At 71.6% G+C, this 18,050-nt stretch carries 15 protein-coding genes and 1 pseudogene; 11 read left to right on the top strand and 5 right to left on the bottom strand.

Annotation, left to right across the window (positions count from 1 at the left end; translation table 11 throughout):
• The first annotated feature begins 97 nt into the window (after positions 1 to 97).
• On the top strand, positions 98 to 1,309 hold the full coding sequence (locus DEJ47_RS24070; protein ID WP_150171524.1) for a pyridoxal phosphate-dependent aminotransferase: 1,212 nt from the start codon (positions 98 to 100) through the stop codon (positions 1,307 to 1,309).
• 103 nt (positions 1,310 to 1,412) lie between these two features.
• A complete protein-coding gene (locus tag DEJ47_RS24065) occupies positions 1,413 to 1,823 on the top strand; it encodes a hypothetical protein (RefSeq protein ID WP_150171522.1) in 411 nt (136 codons plus the stop codon).
• Between the two features lie 73 nt (positions 1,824 to 1,896).
• Here the strand turns inward: DEJ47_RS24065 and DEJ47_RS24060 are convergent, their stop codons facing one another.
• Complete coding sequence (locus DEJ47_RS24060; RefSeq protein ID WP_223828473.1) at positions 1,897 to 3,642, bottom strand: Ig-like domain repeat protein; 1,746 nt, start codon at positions 3,640 to 3,642, stop codon at positions 1,897 to 1,899.
• Positions 3,643 to 3,859: 217 nt separating this feature from the next.
• Complete coding sequence (locus tag DEJ47_RS24055) at positions 3,860 to 5,704, bottom strand: phosphoenolpyruvate carboxykinase (GTP) (protein ID WP_150171520.1); 1,845 nt, start codon at positions 5,702 to 5,704, stop codon at positions 3,860 to 3,862.
• A 367-nt stretch (positions 5,705 to 6,071) separates the two neighbouring features.
• Between DEJ47_RS24055 and trhA the strand changes: the two genes are divergently transcribed.
• The 4 genes from trhA (at position 6,072) to DEJ47_RS24035 (ending at position 9,873) form a co-directional block, all read left to right on the top strand.
• Complete coding sequence (gene trhA / locus DEJ47_RS24050; RefSeq protein WP_398335923.1) at positions 6,072 to 6,716, top strand: PAQR family membrane homeostasis protein TrhA; 645 nt, start codon at positions 6,072 to 6,074, stop codon at positions 6,714 to 6,716.
• Positions 6,717 to 6,828: 112 nt separating this feature from the next.
• Positions 6,829 to 8,430: an MFS transporter gene (locus DEJ47_RS24045; RefSeq protein WP_150171516.1), complete on the top strand. Its 1,602-nt coding sequence runs from the start codon at positions 6,829 to 6,831 to the stop codon at positions 8,428 to 8,430.
• A 4-nt stretch (positions 8,431 to 8,434) separates the two neighbouring features.
• Positions 8,435 to 9,067 carry a TetR/AcrR family transcriptional regulator gene (locus tag DEJ47_RS24040; protein ID WP_150171514.1) on the top strand — a complete coding sequence of 211 codons (633 nt, stop codon included), beginning with the start codon at positions 8,435 to 8,437 and terminating at the stop codon, positions 9,065 to 9,067.
• A 38-nt stretch (positions 9,068 to 9,105) separates the two neighbouring features.
• Positions 9,106 to 9,873: a Mut7-C RNAse domain-containing protein gene (locus DEJ47_RS24035; RefSeq protein WP_150175830.1), complete on the top strand. Its 768-nt coding sequence runs from the start codon at positions 9,106 to 9,108 to the stop codon at positions 9,871 to 9,873.
• On the opposite strand, the gene DEJ47_RS24030 is transcribed toward DEJ47_RS24035, so the two are convergent.
• Entirely contained in the window at positions 9,845 to 10,162 is a 318-nt protein-coding gene (locus tag DEJ47_RS24030) for a hypothetical protein (RefSeq protein WP_150171512.1), read from the bottom strand. The two genes, DEJ47_RS24035 and DEJ47_RS24030, sit on opposite strands and share 29 nt — an antisense overlap.
• A gap of 21 nt (positions 10,163 to 10,183) precedes the next feature.
• A complete protein-coding gene (locus tag DEJ47_RS24025; RefSeq protein ID WP_150171510.1) occupies positions 10,184 to 12,205 on the bottom strand; it encodes a thioredoxin domain-containing protein in 2,022 nt (673 codons plus the stop codon).
• Positions 12,206 to 12,327: 122 nt separating this feature from the next.
• Here DEJ47_RS24025 and DEJ47_RS24020 point away from each other — a divergent pair.
• The 5 genes and pseudogenes from DEJ47_RS24020 to DEJ47_RS36520 form a co-directional block, all read left to right on the top strand.
• Positions 12,328 to 12,675: pseudogene (locus DEJ47_RS24020) on the top strand (Uma2 family endonuclease); the annotation flags it as partial.
• A 47-nt stretch (positions 12,676 to 12,722) separates the two neighbouring features.
• Positions 12,723 to 13,625, top strand: a complete 903-nt coding sequence (locus DEJ47_RS24015; protein ID WP_223828472.1) for a CBS domain-containing protein — start codon at positions 12,723 to 12,725, stop codon at positions 13,623 to 13,625.
• Between the two features lie 105 nt (positions 13,626 to 13,730).
• Positions 13,731 to 16,997 carry a tetratricopeptide repeat protein gene (locus tag DEJ47_RS24010; RefSeq protein ID WP_150171508.1) on the top strand — a complete coding sequence of 1,089 codons (3,267 nt, stop codon included), beginning with the start codon at positions 13,731 to 13,733 and terminating at the stop codon, positions 16,995 to 16,997.
• A gap of 146 nt (positions 16,998 to 17,143) precedes the next feature.
• The gene (locus DEJ47_RS24005) at positions 17,144 to 17,386 is read left to right on the top strand and encodes a chaplin (RefSeq protein ID WP_150171506.1); all 243 of its coding nucleotides are present in this window, start codon (positions 17,144 to 17,146) and stop codon (positions 17,384 to 17,386) included.
• 167 nt (positions 17,387 to 17,553) lie between these two features.
• On the top strand, positions 17,554 to 17,745 hold the full coding sequence (locus DEJ47_RS36520; RefSeq protein WP_161236359.1) for a chaplin: 192 nt from the start codon (positions 17,554 to 17,556) through the stop codon (positions 17,743 to 17,745).
• Between the two features lie 82 nt (positions 17,746 to 17,827).
• Here the strand turns inward: DEJ47_RS36520 and DEJ47_RS23995 are convergent, their stop codons facing one another.
• On the bottom strand, positions 17,828 to 18,040 hold the full coding sequence (locus DEJ47_RS23995; RefSeq protein WP_150175829.1) for a hypothetical protein: 213 nt from the start codon (positions 18,038 to 18,040) through the stop codon (positions 17,828 to 17,830).
• Between the last annotated feature and the right edge of the window lie 10 nt (positions 18,041 to 18,050).

The raw sequence follows: 18,050 nt of genomic DNA, 5'->3' as shown, positions 1-18,050 counted from the left end.
GTCGAGCGGAACTACACGCTCCGCCGGGCCCCCGGGGACACCCCTTGTGTCCGAAAACACGAGGCGGCCCGCGATACCCGCCCGTAAGCTCGCGGACATGCAGGTCATCCAGTCGACGAAGCTCTCCAACGTCTGTTACGAGATCCGGGGCCCGGTGCTCGAGGAGGCGATGCGGCTGGAGGCGGCCGGTCACCGCATCCTGAAGCTCAACACCGGCAACCCCGCCGCCTTCGGCTTCGAGTGCCCGCCCGAGATCCTCGAAGACGTCCTCCGCAACGTCGGCACCGCGCACGGCTACGGCGACGCGAAGGGCCTCCTCGCCGCCCGCCGCGCGGTCGTCATGCACAACCAGACCATCGGCATCGAGACCGACGTCGAGCACGTCTTCATCGGCAACGGCGTCTCCGAGCTCATCGTCATGGCCATGCAGGGCCTCCTGGACGACGGCGACGAGGTCCTCGTACCGGCACCGGACTACCCCCTGTGGACCGCGGCCGTCTCCCTGTCCGGCGGCACCGCCGTGCACTACCGCTGCGACGAGCAGTCGGACTGGATGCCGGACCTCGCCGACATCGAGCGCAAGATCACCGACCGCACCAAGGCGCTCGTGATCATCAACCCGAACAACCCGACCGGCGCCGTCTACGACGAAGCGATGCTGCGCGGCCTCACCGACATCGCGCGCCGCCACAATTTGCTGGTCTGCTCGGACGAGATCTACGACAAGATCCTCTACGACGGCGCCACGCACACGCCGACCGCCGCCGTCGCCCCCGACCTGCTGACCCTCACCTTCAACGGCATGTCGAAGGCGTACCGCGTGGCGGGGTACCGCGTCGGCTGGATGGCGATCTCGGGCCCGAAGGCGCACGCGTCCTCGTACATCGAGGGCCTGACGATCCTCGCGAACATGCGCCTGTGCGCGAACATGCCGGGCCAGCACGGCGTCGTGGCGGCGCTCAGCGGGCGGCAGACCATCAACGACCTCGTCCTGCCGGGCGGCCGGCTCCTGGAGCAGCGCGACACGGCGTACGACCTGCTGACGCAGATCCCCGGCGTGAGCTGCGTGAAGCCCAAGGGGTCGCTCTACCTCTTCCCACGGCTCGACCCGAAGGTCTTCAAGATCAAGGACGACCGGCAGATGGTCCTGGACCTGCTGCGCGCCGAGAAGATCATGGTCGTGCACGGCACGGGCTTCAACTGGCCCGAGCCCGATCACTTCCGCGTCGTGACGCTGCCGACGGCGACGGACCTCGCGGAGGCGGTCACCCGGATCGGCACGTTCCTGGACGGGTACAGCCAGCCCTGACGACAGCCCTGACCAGCACCGACCGCCCAGAACTGGGCCCGACTCAACTTTAGACAGGATCTAAGCTAGGATGGCTTTCAAGCAACCGTCTGGAGGCCATCCCATGTACGAGCCGATCCGCACCAAGTCGGTCCACACGATGGCCGACGACGCGAGCTATCCGCACCGCTCCCGCGAAGAGGAGCTGGACATCCAGCTCGCCGGACACCTCGCGGCGCTGCTCGCCCTCACCGACGAGCTGCGCGCCCTGTCCCCGTCGGCCGCCCTCGATGACGCCGCCGAGCAGCTCGCACTGCAGGTGGCACGGCTGCGCGGCGGCGCTCTCCCGCCCCGGTCCGCCGTCGCAGCCGCCGTCCACGAACCCCACCTGTCCGCCCTGCACCAGCGCGCCCACGCCCTCGCGGGCCGCGCCCTGGTGGTGGCGGCGTCCCGCGCCGACACCGCGGCGGCGATCCTGGCCGCCGAGCGCATGGACGCGCACGCGGACGCCTCGCGCCTCGTCGGCGCCTCCTGATCGGCCCCGGTCCGCGGCCGGGGAGGCCGCGGACCGGGTGCCACCAACCCGGCGACAGCCGGGGGCACAGGCCCTAGGCGGTGATCTTCACGGTCGCCGTGGCGGACGAGCCCTCGTGCAGGGCGTCACCCGCGTAGCTCACCGTGTACAGCGTCCTGCCCCGCTTGCCGGGCAGGTCCTTGACGCCGAACGTGCCGTCCGCCGCGACCGACGCCGACGTCAGCTCGCCCGTCGTGCCGAACCGGTCGGTCCGCGTCACCTTCAGGCTGATCCCGGACGGCAGCGCGCGCCCCTGCCCGGTCAGCCTGCCGGTGATCGAGACGCCGCCCGCGCGGGTCGCCTCGGCGGGCGCGGTCAGCTCGATCCCCGTCGACGCCTTGGCCACGTCCACCGTGAGCGTGACGTCCTCGGCGGGGCGGTGCGTGACATCGCCGAGGAAGCGCAGCGTGTACGTCGCCTCGCCGACCCGGTCCGGCACGTCCAGGACAGTGAAGCTGCCGTCGGCCGCGACCCTGGCGGCCGCCACCTCATGCGTGCCGTCGGCGTCCTTGCGGACCGCGGCGACCTTCACGGGCTCGGCGGGCGCGGGCCCGTCCAGCTCCAGCCTGCCGCGGATGCCGACGGGTTCGCCGACGACGGGCTTCGCGGGCATGGTGGTGAGGGTGCCGGTGAAGCGCGAGTCGTACTGCGCGGCCGGCGGCTTGATGACGTGCAGCCAGTGCCCGTTGCCGCCGTCGGAGGTCACGGCGAAGAGCCGCGAGCCGTCCTTGGCCCAGCCGAGCCCCTGCGGCACGACCCGCGTCCCGTCGAGGTCGCCCTCGAAGGCGAACTCCAGCGGTGTGGTGCCGTCCTCCGGGTCGGCGGGCTGGATGAGCAGGTCCGCGGCGCTGCCGGTGGCGGCCGCGCCCCGTGCCACGTACTTGCCGTCGCCGCTGAACGCCACCGCCGACGCCTTCGCGCCCTCCGGCAGCGGCTGGTACGCCGTCGGGGCGTCCGCCAGATCACCGGCGTCGAGCAGCCGCGTGCCGTAGGCGGCGTCCGCCACGGCGATGCGCTTGCCGTCGACGCTCTGCGCGATGTCCTTCAGGTCCATCGCGCCCTTGCCCTCGGCGTCGGCGAACCGCCGCGAGGGGCCCCGCACGAGGGTGTCGCCGCTCGCGTCGAACGCGGTGAGGAACGCGTCGGCCGTGGGACCCGCGCCCGCCTGGCCCATCACGAGCCGGTCGGGAGCGCCGGGGCCCGCCTCCAGGCGCAGCCGCCCCTGGCTGTTCCACCCGGTGTTGACCGAGGACGTGCCCTTGACCCCGTACAGCAGGGCCGTGTTCTCGGGCCGGTCGCAGTACGAGGAGCCGGAGTACGGCGTCTCCGTGAACCACGTCTTGCCGCCCGCGAACGCCACCTCGCGGCCACAGGTCACGTCGTAGGGCGTGCTCGCGGCGCCGGTCCTGGTCTGTGTCGCCGTGTCGAACGTCAGGATGCGGTTGGACTGCGACACGTGCAGGGTCGCGCCGTCCGCGCTGAGCGCCATGCCGGACGCCGGCCAGTCGGTGGCGAGCGAACCGACGCGCTGACCCGCGAAGTTGTAGACCAGGACCTCGCTCGGTCCGGAACTGCTCCTGCGTCCGTCGGTGACGTAGACCCGCTCGTGCGCGTCGTCGACCACCATCGCCCCGAACGACGCGATGGGCAGCTTCGCCGCCTCGTCGGACGGTGTCGCCGCGGACGCCGCGGGCGCCCCGACAGCGACCAGCCCCGCCGAGCCGAGGGCCACCGCGAGCGCGGCGCCCGTCACCCGTCGTAAGCCCGGAGATCTCTTCAACTCGTCCCCCCCACAGGATCGTTCGACGGCCCGCAGTGATCAGCGGGCCGACATGCGGACCCATGAAACATGTGTGAGGGATGTGAAGACAAGGTGTTCAAGATGCGGGTGTGTCACACGGCCGGTGCGGGTGTGTGACACGGCCGGGCCCCCGCACGCCGTTGTGCGGGAGCCCGGCCGGAGACGGAACGCCGAGGGTCGAGGGACGGCCGGGGGATCAGCCGAGGCGCTGCACGAGCGCGCGGTACTCGTCCCACATCTCCTTCGGCGTGTGCTCACCGAAGGTGTTGAGGTGCTCGGGAACCAGGGAGGCCTCGTCGCGCCACACCTCCTTGTCGACCGTGAGCAGGAACTCCAGGTCGTCCTTGGCCAGGTCGAGGCCGTCGGTGTCCAGCGAGTCGACGGTCGGCAGGATGCCGATGGGGGTCTCGACGCCCTCGGCGCGGCCGTCGAGGCGCTCCACGATCCACTTCAGGACGCGGGAGTTCTCGCCGAAGCCGGGCCACACGAACTTGCCGTCGGCGTTCTTCCGGAACCAGTTGACGTAGTAGATCTTCGGCAGCTTGGCCTGGTCGGCCTTGTCCGCGCCGACCTTCACCCAGTGCGCCATGTAGTCGCCCATGTTGTAGCCGCAGAACGGCAGCATGGCGAACGGGTCGCGGCGCAGCTCGCCGACCTTGCCCTCGGCCGCGGCGGTCTTCTCGCTCGCCACGTTCGCGCCGAGGAAGACGCCGTGCTGCCAGTCGAAGGACTCGGTCACCAGCGGCACGGCGGAGGCGCGGCGCCCGCCGAAGAGGATCGCCGAGATCGGCACGCCCTTGGGGTCCTCCCACTCGGGCGCGATGATCGGGCACTGCGAGGCGGGGGTGGTGAAGCGGGCGTTGGGGTGCGCGGCGGGCACGCCGGAATCCGGCGTCCAGTCGTTGCCCTTCCAGTCGGTGAGGTGGGCGGGAGTCTCCTCCGTCATGCCCTCCCACCAGACGTCGCCGTCGTCGGTCAGCGCGACGTTCGTGAAGACGGAGTTGCCCCACAGCGTCTTCATGGCGTTGGCGTTGGTGTGCTCGCCGGTGCCGGGCGCGACACCGAAGAAGCCCGCCTCGGGGTTGATCGCGTAGAGGCGGCCGTCCTCGCCGAACCGCATCCAGGCGATGTCGTCGCCGATGGTCTCGACGGTCCAGCCGGGGATCGTCGGCTCCAGCATGGCGAGGTTCGTCTTGCCGCAGGCGGACGGGAACGCGGCGGCGACGTACTTGCTCTCGCCCTGCGGCGGGGTGAGCTTCAGGATCAGCATGTGCTCGGCGAGCCAGCCCTCGTCGCGCGCCATGACGGAGGCGATGCGCAGCGCGTAGCACTTCTTGCCGAGCAGGGCGTTGCCGCCGTACCCGGAGCCGTACGACCAGATCTCGCGGTCCTCGGGGAAGTGCGAGATGTACTTGGTGGAGTTGCAGGGCCACGGCACGTCGGCCTCGCCCTCCGCGAGGGGGGCGCCCAGCGTGTGGACGGCCTTCACGAAGAAGCCGTCGTCGCCGAGCTCGTCCAGGACGGCCTGGCCCATGCGGGTCATGGTGCGCATGGAGACGGCGACGTACGCCGAGTCGGTGATCTCGACGCCGATGGCGGAGAGCGGCGACCCGAGGGGGCCCATGCAGAAGGGCACGACGTACATCGTGCGGCCGCGCATGGAGCCGCGGAAGACGCCCTGCTCCCCCGCGAAGATCTCCCGCATCTCGGCGGGAGCCTTCCAGTGGTTGGTCGGGCCCGCGTCCTCCTCCTTCTCGGAGCAGATGAAGGTGCGGTCCTCGACGCGCGCGACGTCGGTGGGGTCGGAGGCCGCGTAGTACGAGTTCGGGCGCTTGACCGGGTCCAGCTTCTTGAACGTGCCCTTGGCGACGAGCTCCTCGCACAGGCGCTCGTACTCGGCCTCGGACCCGTCGCACCAGACCACACGGTCCGGCTGCGTCAGTTCGGCGATCTCGTTCACCCAGGAGGCGAGCTCCTGGTGGTTGGTCGGGGCAGTGCCCAGGGGCTCTGCCAGAAGGGGAGCCGCGATGTCGCGCGCCACGATTGCTCCTAATCGAGGGGTTTTTGGATGTATGCCCCGTGGGGGCTGCGACCCGGACGCTTCACGTGTACTTCCTTTGGCGCTCATCCGGTGCCGACCGCACTCATTTGATCATCCGACGCGTACGCGCATCTGTCCAGAGGGCCTCACACTTGAGCGGCGTGAGCATCGCCACTTGTACGGGTACGGGGGTGTGGGCGCCGATCCGCCCGATTGGCGTTCGCGTCGCCGGCCCCCGACCGTTCGACATCACTTGACGTTTGACTTACGGGGCCGTAGGTACCATGCCGTCATGACCGCCCCTGTCCCCGAAGCGACACCGCACTCCGCGGACAACAACCCTTCACTCGTGCCGTCCCCCGACACCATGCCGCTGCCGGTGAAGCCGGCCATGCGCGGCTGGCTGCACGCGGGCATGTTCCCCGCGGTGGTGATCGCCGGCCTGGTGCTCACGGCCTTCGCGGACTCCACCCGCGGCCGGATCGCCTGCGGCATCTTCGCCCTCACCGCCTGCCTGCTGTTCGGCACCAGCGCGCTGTACCACCGCGGCAACTGGAGCCCCAGAGCCGACGCGGTGCTGCGCCGCCTCGACCACTCCAACATCTTCCTGATCATCGCGGGCACGTACACCCCGCTGACCCTGCTGCTCCTGCCCGAGGCGAAGGGCCAGTGGCTGCTGTGGGGCATCTGGGGCGCGGCGCTCGCCGGCATCGCCTTCCGCGTCTTCTGGGTCGGCGCCCCGCGCTGGCTCTACACACCGTGCTACATCGCGATGGGCTGGGCCGCCGTCTTCTTCCTGCCCGACTTCATGCGGACGGGGGGCATCGCCGTCCTCGTCCTGGTCATCGTCGGCGGGGTGCTCTACAGCGTCGGCGGCGTGATCTACGGAATCAAGCGCCCGAACCCCTCCCCCCGGTTCTTCGGCTTCCACGAGGTCTTCCACTCCCTGACCCTGGCGGCCTTCGTGATCCACTACGTCGGCATCTCCCTGGTGGCCTACCAGCACGGCTGACCCCTCCCCCGTTTTCCACCCGAGTGGCCGCGGTCCGACCGTGGCCACTTTTTTCGTGCCCGCACCCGGCCGATATTGACAGTAAGCATCTTTTGAGAGCTACTCTCATTTCATGGCTGCTGTCACCATCTCCGCCGACGCGCGGCAGGACCCCCGCCGCTGGTGGGCTCTCGGCGCCCTGGTCGCGAGCATGCTCGTGCTCGGTTTCGACATGACGATCCTCAATGTCGCCCTGCCGACGATGGCCGCACGGCTCGGCGCGAGCACGGGCGAGCAGCAGTGGATGGCCGACGCGTACGTCGTCGTCTTCGCGGCACTGATGCTCCCCGCCGGACTCCTCGGCGACCGGTTCGGGCGGCGCCGGATGCTGATGGCCGGGCTCGGGATCTTCCTGGCGGGGTCGCTGCTCGGCACCCTCGCCGACGACGTCTCTCTCGTCGTCGTCGCCCGCGCCGTCATGGGCATGGGCGGCGCCCTCGTCATGCCCCTCGCGATGGCCGTGCTGCCCGCGCTGTTCGAGCCCGGCGAGCGGACCAGAGCGGTCGGCATCGTCTCCGCCGCCTCCGCGCTCGGCGCCCCGCTCGGGCCGATCATCGGCGGCTGGCTGCTCGACCACTTCTGGTGGGGCTCGATCTTCCTGATCAACATCCCGATGGCCGCCATCGGGATCGCCGCCTGCCTGTTCCTGCTGCCCGAGACCCGCGATCCCGCGTCCCCCAGGGTCGACGCCGTCTCCACGGCCCTGACCGCCGCCGGACTCGGCGGGCTCATCTTCGGCATCATCGAGGCGCCCGGACGCGGCTGGGGCGACCCGCTCGTCCTCGGGACGCTCGCGGGCGGCGCCGTGTCCCTCACCGCTCTCGTCCTGCGCGAGCGCCGCATGACGCGGCCGATGCTCGACCTGCCGCTGCTGCGCGACCGCGCCTTCTTCCTCAACGCGATGGCGGCGACGCTCGTCATGTTCGTCCTGTCGGGCCTCATGTTCGTACTGCCGCAGTACCTCCAGGCGATCCTCGGCAACGACGCGTTCGGCACCGGCCTGCGGATGCTGCCGATGATGGGCGGGCTGCTGGTCGCCGCGAAGGGCGCGGAGCCCGTCGTGCGGCGGTTCGGGGCGCGGGCGGTGATCAGCGGCGGGCTCGTCGTCCTCGCGTTCGCCGCGATCCTCGGCAGCCGCACCGGCATCGACAGTGGCTACGGCTTCACCGCGCTGTGGCTCTCGGTGGCCGGTCTCGGCTTCGGCTTCGCCGTCGTGCCGTCCATGGACTCGGCGCTCGGCGCGCTGCCCGTGGAGCGGGCGGGGTCCGGCTCGGGGCTGCTCATGACGGTACGGCAGGTGGGCAGCGCCCTCGGGATCGCGCTGCTCGGCTCGCTCCTCGCGGCGGCCTACACCGACCGCCTCGACACCGAAGGTCTGCCGGGCCCCGCGGCGGACGCGGCCGGCGACTCGGTGGTCGCCGCGCACGGGATCGCCGAACGGCTGGGCGTGCCGGGGCTCGTGGCGTCCGCGGACTCCGCGTACCTCGCGGGCATGAGCCTCGTCCTGCTGGTCAGCGGTGTCGCCGCGCTGGTGACGGCGCTGTGCGTGGCGGCGCTGCTGCCGGGGCGGGGGCCGGCCGGGGACGGGCAGAAGACGGCCGACGGTGGGCAGGGGACGGTCGGCGGCAGGCAGGTGACGGCCGAGGGCGGGGCCGTAGGCGATGGCCGACAATGACGTCATGACGGCCGTACGCACCTCCGCCCCCGCGGGCGCCCCCAAGCCGGGCCTCCGCGAGCGCAAGAAGCTCAAGACCCGCCTCGCGATCCGGGACGCGACGTACCGGCTGATCCGGGAGCAGGGGTACGAGGCGACGACGGTCGAGCAGATCGCGGAGGCGGCGGAGGTCTCCCCGTCCACCGTCTTCCGCTACTTCCCGACCAAGGAGGACATCGTCCTCACGGACGAGTTCGACCCCTTCTTGGAGGAGCAGTTGCGGGCGCGGCCCGCCGACGAGCCGATCGTGGAGTCGCTGCGGCTCGTGCTGCGCCGGGCCGTCTCCTTCGGCTTCGCGGAGGAGCCCGAGGTCTCGCGGCTGCGGACGAAGCTGATGACCGAGGTGCCCGCGGTGCGCTCCCGGATGCTGGAGAGCATGTCGGTCACCGGCGGCATCCTGTGCCGGGTGATCGCGGAACGCACCGGCCGCGACGCCGGCGACCTGGAGGTGCGGGCCTTCTCCATGGGCCTGATCGGCGCGCTCACCGAGACCGCGGCGTACTGGGCGGAGCGCGATCACGAGGACGACCTGCCGACGCTGGTCGACCGGACACTGGACATGCTGGTGACGGGGTTCGCGGGACCGGCGAAAACCTGAGGTGACCCCCGCGCGGGGCATGCCATCCTGACCGCATGATGAACGGTCCGGAGATCCTCCTCGACTTCGCCCCCGAGCTGGGGATTTTCGTCCCGCACGAGCGAAGGAACGGCCCCAGCCGGGCCGTTACGGACGGCGCGTCCACGCTCGGGCACGTCGTCGAGTCCCTCGGCGTCCCGCTGACGGAGGTCGGCGCGCTGGTCGTCGACGGCCGCGAGGTGCCCGCCGGGCACGTCCCCGCGGCGGGCGAGAGCGTGTCCGTCCGCGCGGTGACCCGCCCCCAGGAGGTGCCGGGCGCCCCGCTCCGCTTCCTCCTCGACGTCCATCTCGGCACGCTCGCCCGCCGCCTGCGCCTCCTCGGCGTCGACGCGGCGTACGAGAGCACGGACATCGGCGACCCGGCCCTCGCCGCGCGTTCGGCGGCCGAGCGGCGCGTCCTGCTGAGCCGCGACCGCGGCCTGCTCCGGCGCAGGGAGCTGTGGGCGGGCGCGTACGTCTACAGCGACCGCCCCGACGACCAGCTCCGCGACATCCTCGGGCGCTTCGCCCCCGTGCTGCGCCCCTGGACCCGCTGCAGCGCCTGCAACGGCACGCTGCGCGCGGCCACGAAGGACGAGGTGGCGGACCGTCTGGAGGGCGGCACCCGCGGCACGTACGACGTGTTCGCGCAGTGCGGGTCCTGCGACCGCGTGTTCTGGCGGGGCGCCCACCACGACCGCCTCGAAGGCATCGTGACGCGGGCGCTGGAGGAGTTCGGCGACGCGGGGACGGCCGGCCTCACGGCTCGTACAACGGCAGGAAGTTGATCACGGGCTCCTCGTAGGGATGAGCGGCCCGCACCGCCTCGAGGACGCCACGCGCCTGCTCCTCCCCACACACGGACTCCACCCGGCACTCCGCGCCCCGCTGCACGACGCCGACCTCTCCGTCGTAAGGGTCGGCACCGGGCAGCGGCAGCCACGTCCCGTTCACGGGCCACCAGCTCACGCACCGCGCGTAATCCCCGACCCGCCCCGCCCCGGCCGCGTGCAGCGCGTCGACGACCTGCTCCACATGGCTCTCCGGGACGGCTATCTCAATCTTCAGACGCACCATGCGGGGACCCTAACCGGTGCCCTACGACAGCTGTTCGGCCAGTTCCGCCGGATTCGTCGTCGGCGCACCGCACACGAAGCCCCGGCAGACGTACGCCGCGGGGACGCCGTCGATCAACGGGCGGTCGGCGAGGAGGGGGAGTTCGGTGCTGCCCTGCGGGCCCGCCGCGACGACCGCTCCCGGGGCCGTGCCGAGCAGGGCCGTGCGGTGCAGGTCTCCCAGGACGTCACCGATGACGGCGACCTCGCGCGGGCCGTCGAGCGCCGCCTCCGCGACCGCGAGGCCGTGGCCGATGAAGCGCGGCACGCGCGGGCCGAGCGTCTTGACGATGCCCAGTGCGCGCTCCGCGGCGGTGCGGTGGGGTTCGGCGCCCGTGTGCGCCGCGTAGGAGAGGAGCGCGCCCGCGGCCGCCGTCCAGCCGGAGGGCGCCGCGTTGTCCGTGGGGTCCTGCGGGCGGCGGATGAGCTGCTCCGCGTCGGCCGCCGTGTCGTACAGCGCGCCGCTCTCCGCGTCCACGAACTGCGCGAGGACGTGGTCGAGGAGGAACCCGGCGAACTCCAGCCACACGCCCTCGCCGGTGACCGCCGCCAGTGCGAGGAAACCCTCCGACACATCGGCGTAGTCCTCCAGGACGCCCGCGTTGGCGCCGGCCCTGCCGTCCTTGGAGGTGCGGGCGAGGCGGGCGCGCGGGTCCATGTGGAGACGTACGAGGAGGTCGCCCGCGCCCACCGCGGCCGCGATCAGGTCCGGCCGGTCGAAGTACGCGCCGACCTCGGCGAGCGCGGCGACGGCCAGGCCGTTCCACGCGGCGACCACCTTGTCGTCGCGGCCGGGAGCGGGCCGCTCGGCACGCGCCACGAGGAGCCGCCGCCGGATGGCGGCGAGCCGTGACGCGTCCGCCATCGGCCCCTCCGGGCGCGGCAGTTGCAGCACGGAGGCGCCCTTCTCGAAGGTGCCCTCCTCCGTCACGCCGAAGCAGTCCATCGCCAGCCGCGCGTCGTCCTCCCCCAGCACGTCGACCAACTGCTGCGGCGTCCACACGTAGTACGCGCCCTCGACATGCTCACCCGTCGCCGGGTCCTCGCTGTCCGCGTCGAGCGCGGAGGCGAAACCGCCCTCGTTGGTGCGGAATTCGCGGACCATGAAGTCCGCCGTCTCCAGGGCGACACGGCGCGCGAGCTCCGACCCCGTGGCCCGCCACAGGTGCGCGTAGGCACGGCACAGCAGCGCGTTGTCGTAGAGCATCTTCTCGAAGTGCGGCACCACCCACTCGCGGTCCACGGAGTACCGCGCGAAGCCACCGCCGAGCTGGTCGTAGATGCCGCCGCGCGCCATCCGCTCACACGTGTCGGCCGCCATCTGCAGCGCGCCCTCGGCGCCCACGCGCGCGTAGTGCCGCAGCAGGAACTCGATCGCCATGGACGGCGGGAACTTCGGCGCGCCGCCGAAACCGCCGTGCGCCGCGTCGTAGTCCCGGGTCAGCCCGAGCAGCGCCTGCGCGAGCTCGTCCTCGCCCGGCTTCTCGTCGGTGTTGTGGGTGAGCTGCCGCTCCCCGAGATCACGGGCGATCTTCCCCGCCACCTCGTCGACCTCGCCGCGCCGGTCCGTCCACGCCCGGTGGACGCCGTCGAGGATCTGCGGGAAGGACGGCATGCCGTGCCGCGGCTCCGGCGGGAAGTACGTACCGAAGTAGAACGGCTCGGCGTCGGGCGTGAGGAAGACGGTCATGGGCCAGCCGCCCTGTCCCGTCGCGGCCTGCACGGCCTCCATGTACACGGCGTCGACGTCGGGCCGCTCCTCGCGGTCCACCTTGATGTTGACGAAGTTCTCGTTCATGAGCGCGGCGGTCGCCCCGTCCTCGAAGGACTCGTGCGCCATGACGTGGCACCAGTGGCAGCTGCTGTATCCGACGCTCAGCAGCACCGGCACACCCCGTTCGCGCGCCTGATCGAAGGCCTCGGCCGACCAGGGCCACCAGTCGACGGGGTTGTCGGCGTGCTGCAGGAGGTAGGGGGACGTCTCTTGGGCCAGTCGGTTCGGCATGCCCCCATCCTGCCGGAGTCCACCCCCGACCCGTCGGAGCACGGCGCCCCACCGCTCCGGGAACAATACGCTGGGCCCAGCGGCACCGGACCCGGCGAACGCCCTCGAGAAGGAGGTACGCCATGGCCGCCGAGATGGTGGCGCCCGCGTGGATGCACACGCAGATCAGCGCGGAACAGTACGACTCCTGGTCCGAGGAACAGTGTTCCGGCATCGAGATCGTGGACGGGATGGTCGTCGTGAGCCCCAGCGCGTCCATGCGGCACGACCGGCTGGCCCGGATCCCGGCCAATGCCCTGGACGCCGCGGCGGGCCCCGACTGGAACGCCGACACGGACTTCGATGTTCGACTGCAAGACGCCCCGCTCACGAACCGCCGCCCGGACGTCACCGTCTACCGTGCGGAGACCATCGACCTCACACCCACCCGCCCCGAGCACGTACTTCTGGTGGTCGAGGGCAGGTCTCCGCCGAACTGGCCAACCACGGCCTCTCCACCATCCCGGATTTCGCGGCCGTGGGGCTCGACGACCGCGTCACCCTGACGGGGCCGCCCGAGGAGAGCGAGGGCGATCACGAGACGACAGCCGAGCCCGAGTCGGGCCCGGAACAGGAAGGGGCGGCGGCAGGACAGGGGGGAACCGGGACGACGGGCGCGCCGAAGTCTGCGGACTCCGACGAAGAGGAGGGGGACGAACCCATCCAGGGGCAGACGGTGGGCAATCTGCCCTCGGCGCTTCGGGGCGTGGAATCGGTGACTTCCTCTGCGAAGTTCGAGGAAGCCTTCACCAAGATGCGGCTCAACGGGTACTCGCAACTGCCGGTACTCAACGGGCCACGCAACCTCCAGGGGGCCGTCACCTGGGAGTCCATCGCCCTGGCACGTCACTCCGACAGCGAGGCCCCGTTCTCCCGGGCCATCGTCCAAGCACACGCCGTCAGCTACTCCGACCACCTCATCGACGTTCTGCCCTATCTGGAACAGTTCGGCTTCCTCCTCGTCAAGGACCAGACGAACAAGATCGCAGGAATCATCACGGTGGCAGATGTGGCCGCCGAATACGGGGCCACGGCCCGGCCGTTCCTGCTCATCGGCGATCTCGACCGGCAACTCCGCCGGCTCATCTCCCAGGGCCTGGACCTCCAGGACGTCATCGCTCTCTGTGACCCGGACGGACTCCGCAATCTCAGCTCCTTCGACCAGCTGTCGTACGGGGACTATCAGCAAGTTCTCGGCAATGAGCAGCAGTGGAACAAGCTGGGGTGGCCGCTGGACCGCAAGTCCTTCATCAAGCGCCTCGACGAACTGCGCGAAGTACGCAACGAGTTGATGCACTTCAACGACAAGGACAAAGTCGGGGACGCGGCGATACCGATGCTCCGCAACATGATTGATCTGCTGCGCGAGTACGGGGGCTGAGGTACCGCGTCGACGACGGTTGCCCGCAGTCACCCTCGCTTCCGCGCCCCGTACGCAGGACACTTGTGGCCGCAGGGAACTGTTGCTCTCGGAGGGGGAACCCATATGCGGGACAGCCATCGGGCCGAGGCCGAGCGGCTGTTGGTGCGGGCCGTGGAGGAGGAGGTCCGCCGTTCGGGCGGGCGCCTCGACGGGAGCGTGCTGCTGTCGCGGGCACGCGGCGCGCTCGACGCCATGGCGCAGACGGCGGCGGAGGAGTACGGCGCGTACACCGGAGCGCTCGACGAGGCGGACGCCGGGCGGCTCAGCTTCCGGCAGCGGTACGCGAAGGAGGGCGCGGGAACTCCGCTGCTCGTCGCGGTGGTTGCGGCGCTCGCGGCAGGCGTGTCCGACCTGTCGTTCGGGACCAGCGTCGGCACCGCCCTCGGGACCGGTGCGGTCGTCGCCGTGGCGGGCGCGGCGGCCACCGTCCTGAAGGTGACGGCCTCCCACGTCCCGGCGGCCAGCCGCCGCGCGGGCGAGCTCAGCAGGCCGGGCGGCCCCGAGCAGCTGCGGCTGCAGTGGCTGACGGCTCTGGAGGTGCGCGGCATCCGGCCCTTCCTCGACCAGCAGCGGGTCCTCGCCGCGTCGACGGGCGCGCACGCGGCGAAGAAGTCCGCGCCGCAGTTGCGCGGCACGGACAAGAGCGCCGCGGCGCGCAGGCGCAGCGTCCTGCAGCAGTCCTTCACCCAACTCACCGAGACGGCGGCACCCTTCGTGGGGCGCAGGGCCGAGCTGGGCCGGATCGCACAGTGGGTGCACGCGGCGCGCGCCAGCACCGACACCAGGCCCACGGTGGTCGTGCTGCACGGCGTGCCGGGCTCGGGGCGGACCTCGCTCGCGGTGCGCGCCGCCCACGACCTGCGGGACCAGTTCCGCGGCGCGTGCGTCGTGGACCTGCGCGGCGACACCCCGCAGGAGTCCCCGATGTCCACGCGTGACGCGCTGCTGCACCTGCTGAATCGATTGGGCGCCCCGCGCGAGCAGCTCCTCTTCCGCGAGCGCGCCTCGCAGGAACAGCAGCTCAAGCGGCTCAGCGAGCTCTACCACCAATACCTGACCGGTCTCGCGGTGACGATCGTGCTCGACGACGCCGGCGACGCCGAGCAGGTCCGCACGCTGGTTCCGGAGCGCTCCGACAGCCTCGTCCTCGTCACCGCCAGGGAGCCCCTCGAACTGCCCGGCGACCTGCCCGCGTGGGTGCACTCCCTGCCGGTCGAGGCGCTGGACGAGGCGGGCGCGGAGGACTTGCTCCGCGCGTCCGCGCAGGACACCTCCGGGCCCTACGACGCCGAGTCGGCCGACACGATAAGGGAGTTGTGCGGCGGGCTGCCGCTCGCGCTGCGCGCCGCGGGCTCCTCGCTCGGTCCACGGACGCCGAGCCGGCTCGCGTCGGACCTGTCGGCGTACGGCCCGGCGGACAAGGTCGGGCCGGTCGAGCGCGTCCTGTGGCTGCGCTACGCCGACCAGTCGGAGCAGGCCAGGCGGCTGCTGCGCCGCCTCGCGCTCGCGGGGCGCGCCTCGCTGGGCGTGGCCGCCGCCGCCGCGCTGCTCGGCACGGACGAGCAGGAGGCGGCCCGGCAGCTGACCGCCCTGTCCCACGCGGGCCTCGTCGAAGTGCCCCGCCCCCGCGACCACGGGGGCGACGGGGCCCCGCCCGGCAGCCGCTACCGCCTGCACGACGTCGTCCGCTCCTTCGCCCGCACCCGGCTCCTCGACGAGGAGGAGCCCGCCGAGCGCACGGCCGCCCAGGAACGCCTCATCGCCAGCTACGGCGAGCTGGCCGACACCGTGATCCGCCTCGTCGACGGCAAGACCTCCACCCGCGCCGACACTCTTTTGAAGGGCGCGGCCGGGCAGCACGGATTCGCCTCCCTCGACGCGGCGCTGCGCTGGCTCGACGACGAGTCGACGTTCATCACGGCGGCGCTGCGGCACGCGGAGGGCGTCGACCAGCGCGCCGTGCTCAACCTCCTGGGCGCCCTGTGCGACTACTGCCTGCTGCGCGGCGACCTCTACCGGCTCGGTGAGATCAACGAACTCACCCAGGCCATCGACCAGGGCCTTCTCGGCCGTAGCGTCCAGTGGCGCACCGGTATCGCCGCCCGCCAGCTGGGTGAGCTCGACCAGTCTCGTACGACGCTGAACTCGGTCGTCGACCTGTACTTCGAGGCCCACCAGGACGCCGCCGCCGCCCGCGCGCTCGGCTCCCTCGGCATCACCCTGCACCACCAGGGCAACCTGGCCGAGGCCGCGGCACGGCTCACCGAGGCGCTCGACCTGCAGGCCGCCGAAGAACTGGCAGGTGACCGCGCCTGGACGCTGCACGCCCTCGCGGCGGTCGAGCGGGACCGCGCCCACCTCGCGCATGCCCTCGACATGCTGGAGACGGCGCTCACCCTGCACCGGCGGAGCGGCTCCGTGCACGGCGAGGCCTGGACGCACTTCCAGCTCGGCCAGCTCTGCCTGCGCATGGGCGACGTACCGCGCGCGGAGGGCGAGCTGCGCGACGCCCTCGACCTGTACGGCCGCACCCGCGACCAGCGCGGCGAGGCCTGGGCCATGACCCAGCTCGCGCGGGCCCGCCTCGTCGACGGCGATCCGTCACCGGCCGTGGACGGGCTGCGCCAGGCGGTGTCCCGGCACCGCGACAACGACGACGCGCGCGGCGTGGCGTGGTCCCTGTACTACCTGGGCCAGGCCCTGGAGGAGGCGGGCAGCCTCGACCAGGCGGTCCGCGACCTGGAGCGGGCCCGCACGATGTTCTCCCGGATGCGGGACGTGTACGGCCTGGCCTGCGCCCGGCACCACTCGGCGCGCGTCACCCGCGACCAGCGGGCCGCCCAGACCGGTTCGCTGCGCAACTCCGGGTTCGCGCGGCAGCTCCTGGTGGACGCCCGTGCCGACTTCCAGCGCATCGGTGTCGCGCACGGCGAGGCGTGGACGTGCCTGGAGCTGGTGGTCGTGGACGCGGGCAACAATCGCAGTCAGCAGGCGCTCGGCCTGTGCGACGAGGCCATCGGGCTCTTCGCGTCGTACGGCGACCGCCGCGGCGGCGACTGGGCCCGTTTCCTGCGCTGCACCCTGCTGCCGTACGCCTCACCGGGCGGCTGGGAGATCGGCACGGCGGTCGCGCAGGAGGAGCTGAGCCAGTTGTCCCGCGAGGATCATCCGACGCGCGACGGGAAGCTCACCGAGTGCCTGGAGGCGTACGCGCTGCTCCTGGAGCGCGGCGCGGATCTGGAGGCGGGCTGGCAGGCGTGGCGCCTGGGGATGGTGCCGAGCCGGCATGCGCGGGAGGTCATGGGGGTGGACGTGCCGGAACGGCGCTGAATCACCGGTGGCACCCCCGGGGGGTGGGTGCCCGCTTTCCCCCAAACGAAGTGTTGTCACCACTGACGGGCTACGGCCGAGAGCGCGCGCGGCCGTCCCGGGTGACGCTCACATGGACCGCCTTCTCCTTCTGTGAAGAGGTATCCATGCGTACGCGCAGCATCGTCACCGCAGCCGCTCTCACGTTCGTCACCGTGCTCGGTGGCGCCGGCGCCGCGATCGCCGACGGCCCGGACGCCGTGGGCACGACGGGCAACTCGCCGGGCGTCCTCAGCGGCAACAACGTCCAGGTCCCGGTCGACCTCGGCCTGAACCTCTGCGGCAACACCGTCGACGTGCTCGGCCTGCTGAACCCGGCGACCGGCAACCACTGCAAGAACCACGGCTGACGGCCCGCCACCCCATGTGCGCCCCCCGGACGCGCTCCGCGTATCGGACGCATGAGCGATGCGGACGGGTGGGTTTCAGCGGAAGGCGGTGTGCGGCCGGAACCGGCCGGACAAGCCTTCTCGCGATCTTCACACCCAGAGATCACACCCAAAGGAAAGGACGCTTCATGCGTATCCGCACTGCTGCAGCCACCACTGTCCTGGCCGCCCTCACCGTCCTCGGCGGCGCGGGCGTCGCCTCCGCCAACGGCCACGACGGAAACGACGGCGTCGGCTACGGCATCGAGAGCGGCAGCGACATCAACACCGTGCACAACGAGGCCAACATCGCCTCCTTCGGCGACCTGGTCATGGACTGACCGGAAGCACCGCGGCAGCACAGGCACAGAACTCAGTCCCCTCTCGCCTTCGGGCGGGAGGGGTCCGGGTTTTCCAGGAGCCCTAGCTCCGGGAGGCCGACTCCTTGGCCGACTCCTTCGCCGACTCCGTGTCGCTCTCCGGGTCCTTGAAGTCGACCTTGCGCATGTGCTTGTTCATCGACTTCATGAGGCCCCAGACGGCCAGCGCCATCACCGCGAAGACGATGAAGCCGAGCACGCCGGGCGTCACCTTGTCGTCGTCGACCTCCTTGGCAAGAGGGACGAGATGCGTCATTGCCAGATGT

The sequence above is a fragment of the Streptomyces venezuelae genome (genome assembly GCF_008642355.1).
GTDB lineage: Bacteria > Actinomycetota > Actinomycetes > Streptomycetales > Streptomycetaceae > Streptomyces > Streptomyces venezuelae_B.
The sequence above is the reverse complement of the archived record's forward strand: the minus strand, read 5'-3'. Positions and strand labels throughout refer to the sequence as shown.

Coding starts and splice junctions, on each gene's coding strand:
- DEJ47_RS24070 (WP_150171524.1), top strand. CDS start 98: ATGCAGGTCATCCAGTCGACGAAGCTCTCCAACGTCTGTTACGAGATC.
- DEJ47_RS24065 (WP_150171522.1), top strand. CDS start 1,413: ATGTACGAGCCGATCCGCACCAAGTCGGTCCACACGATGGCCGACGAC.
- trhA (WP_398335923.1), top strand. CDS start 6,072: ATGCCGCTGCCGGTGAAGCCGGCCATGCGCGGCTGGCTGCACGCGGGC.
- DEJ47_RS24045 (WP_150171516.1), top strand. CDS start 6,829: ATGGCTGCTGTCACCATCTCCGCCGACGCGCGGCAGGACCCCCGCCGC.
- DEJ47_RS24040 (WP_150171514.1), top strand. CDS start 8,435: ATGACGGCCGTACGCACCTCCGCCCCCGCGGGCGCCCCCAAGCCGGGC.
- DEJ47_RS24035 (WP_150175830.1), top strand. CDS start 9,106: ATGAACGGTCCGGAGATCCTCCTCGACTTCGCCCCCGAGCTGGGGATT.
- DEJ47_RS24030 (WP_150171512.1), bottom strand. CDS start 10,162: ATGGTGCGTCTGAAGATTGAGATAGCCGTCCCGGAGAGCCATGTGGAG.
- DEJ47_RS24025 (WP_150171510.1), bottom strand. CDS start 12,205: ATGCCGAACCGACTGGCCCAAGAGACGTCCCCCTACCTCCTGCAGCAC.
- DEJ47_RS24010 (WP_150171508.1), top strand. CDS start 13,731: ATGCGGGACAGCCATCGGGCCGAGGCCGAGCGGCTGTTGGTGCGGGCC.
- DEJ47_RS24005 (WP_150171506.1), top strand. CDS start 17,144: ATGCGTACGCGCAGCATCGTCACCGCAGCCGCTCTCACGTTCGTCACC.
- DEJ47_RS36520 (WP_161236359.1), top strand. CDS start 17,554: ATGCGTATCCGCACTGCTGCAGCCACCACTGTCCTGGCCGCCCTCACC.
- DEJ47_RS23995 (WP_150175829.1), bottom strand. CDS start 18,040: ATGACGCATCTCGTCCCTCTTGCCAAGGAGGTCGACGACGACAAGGTG.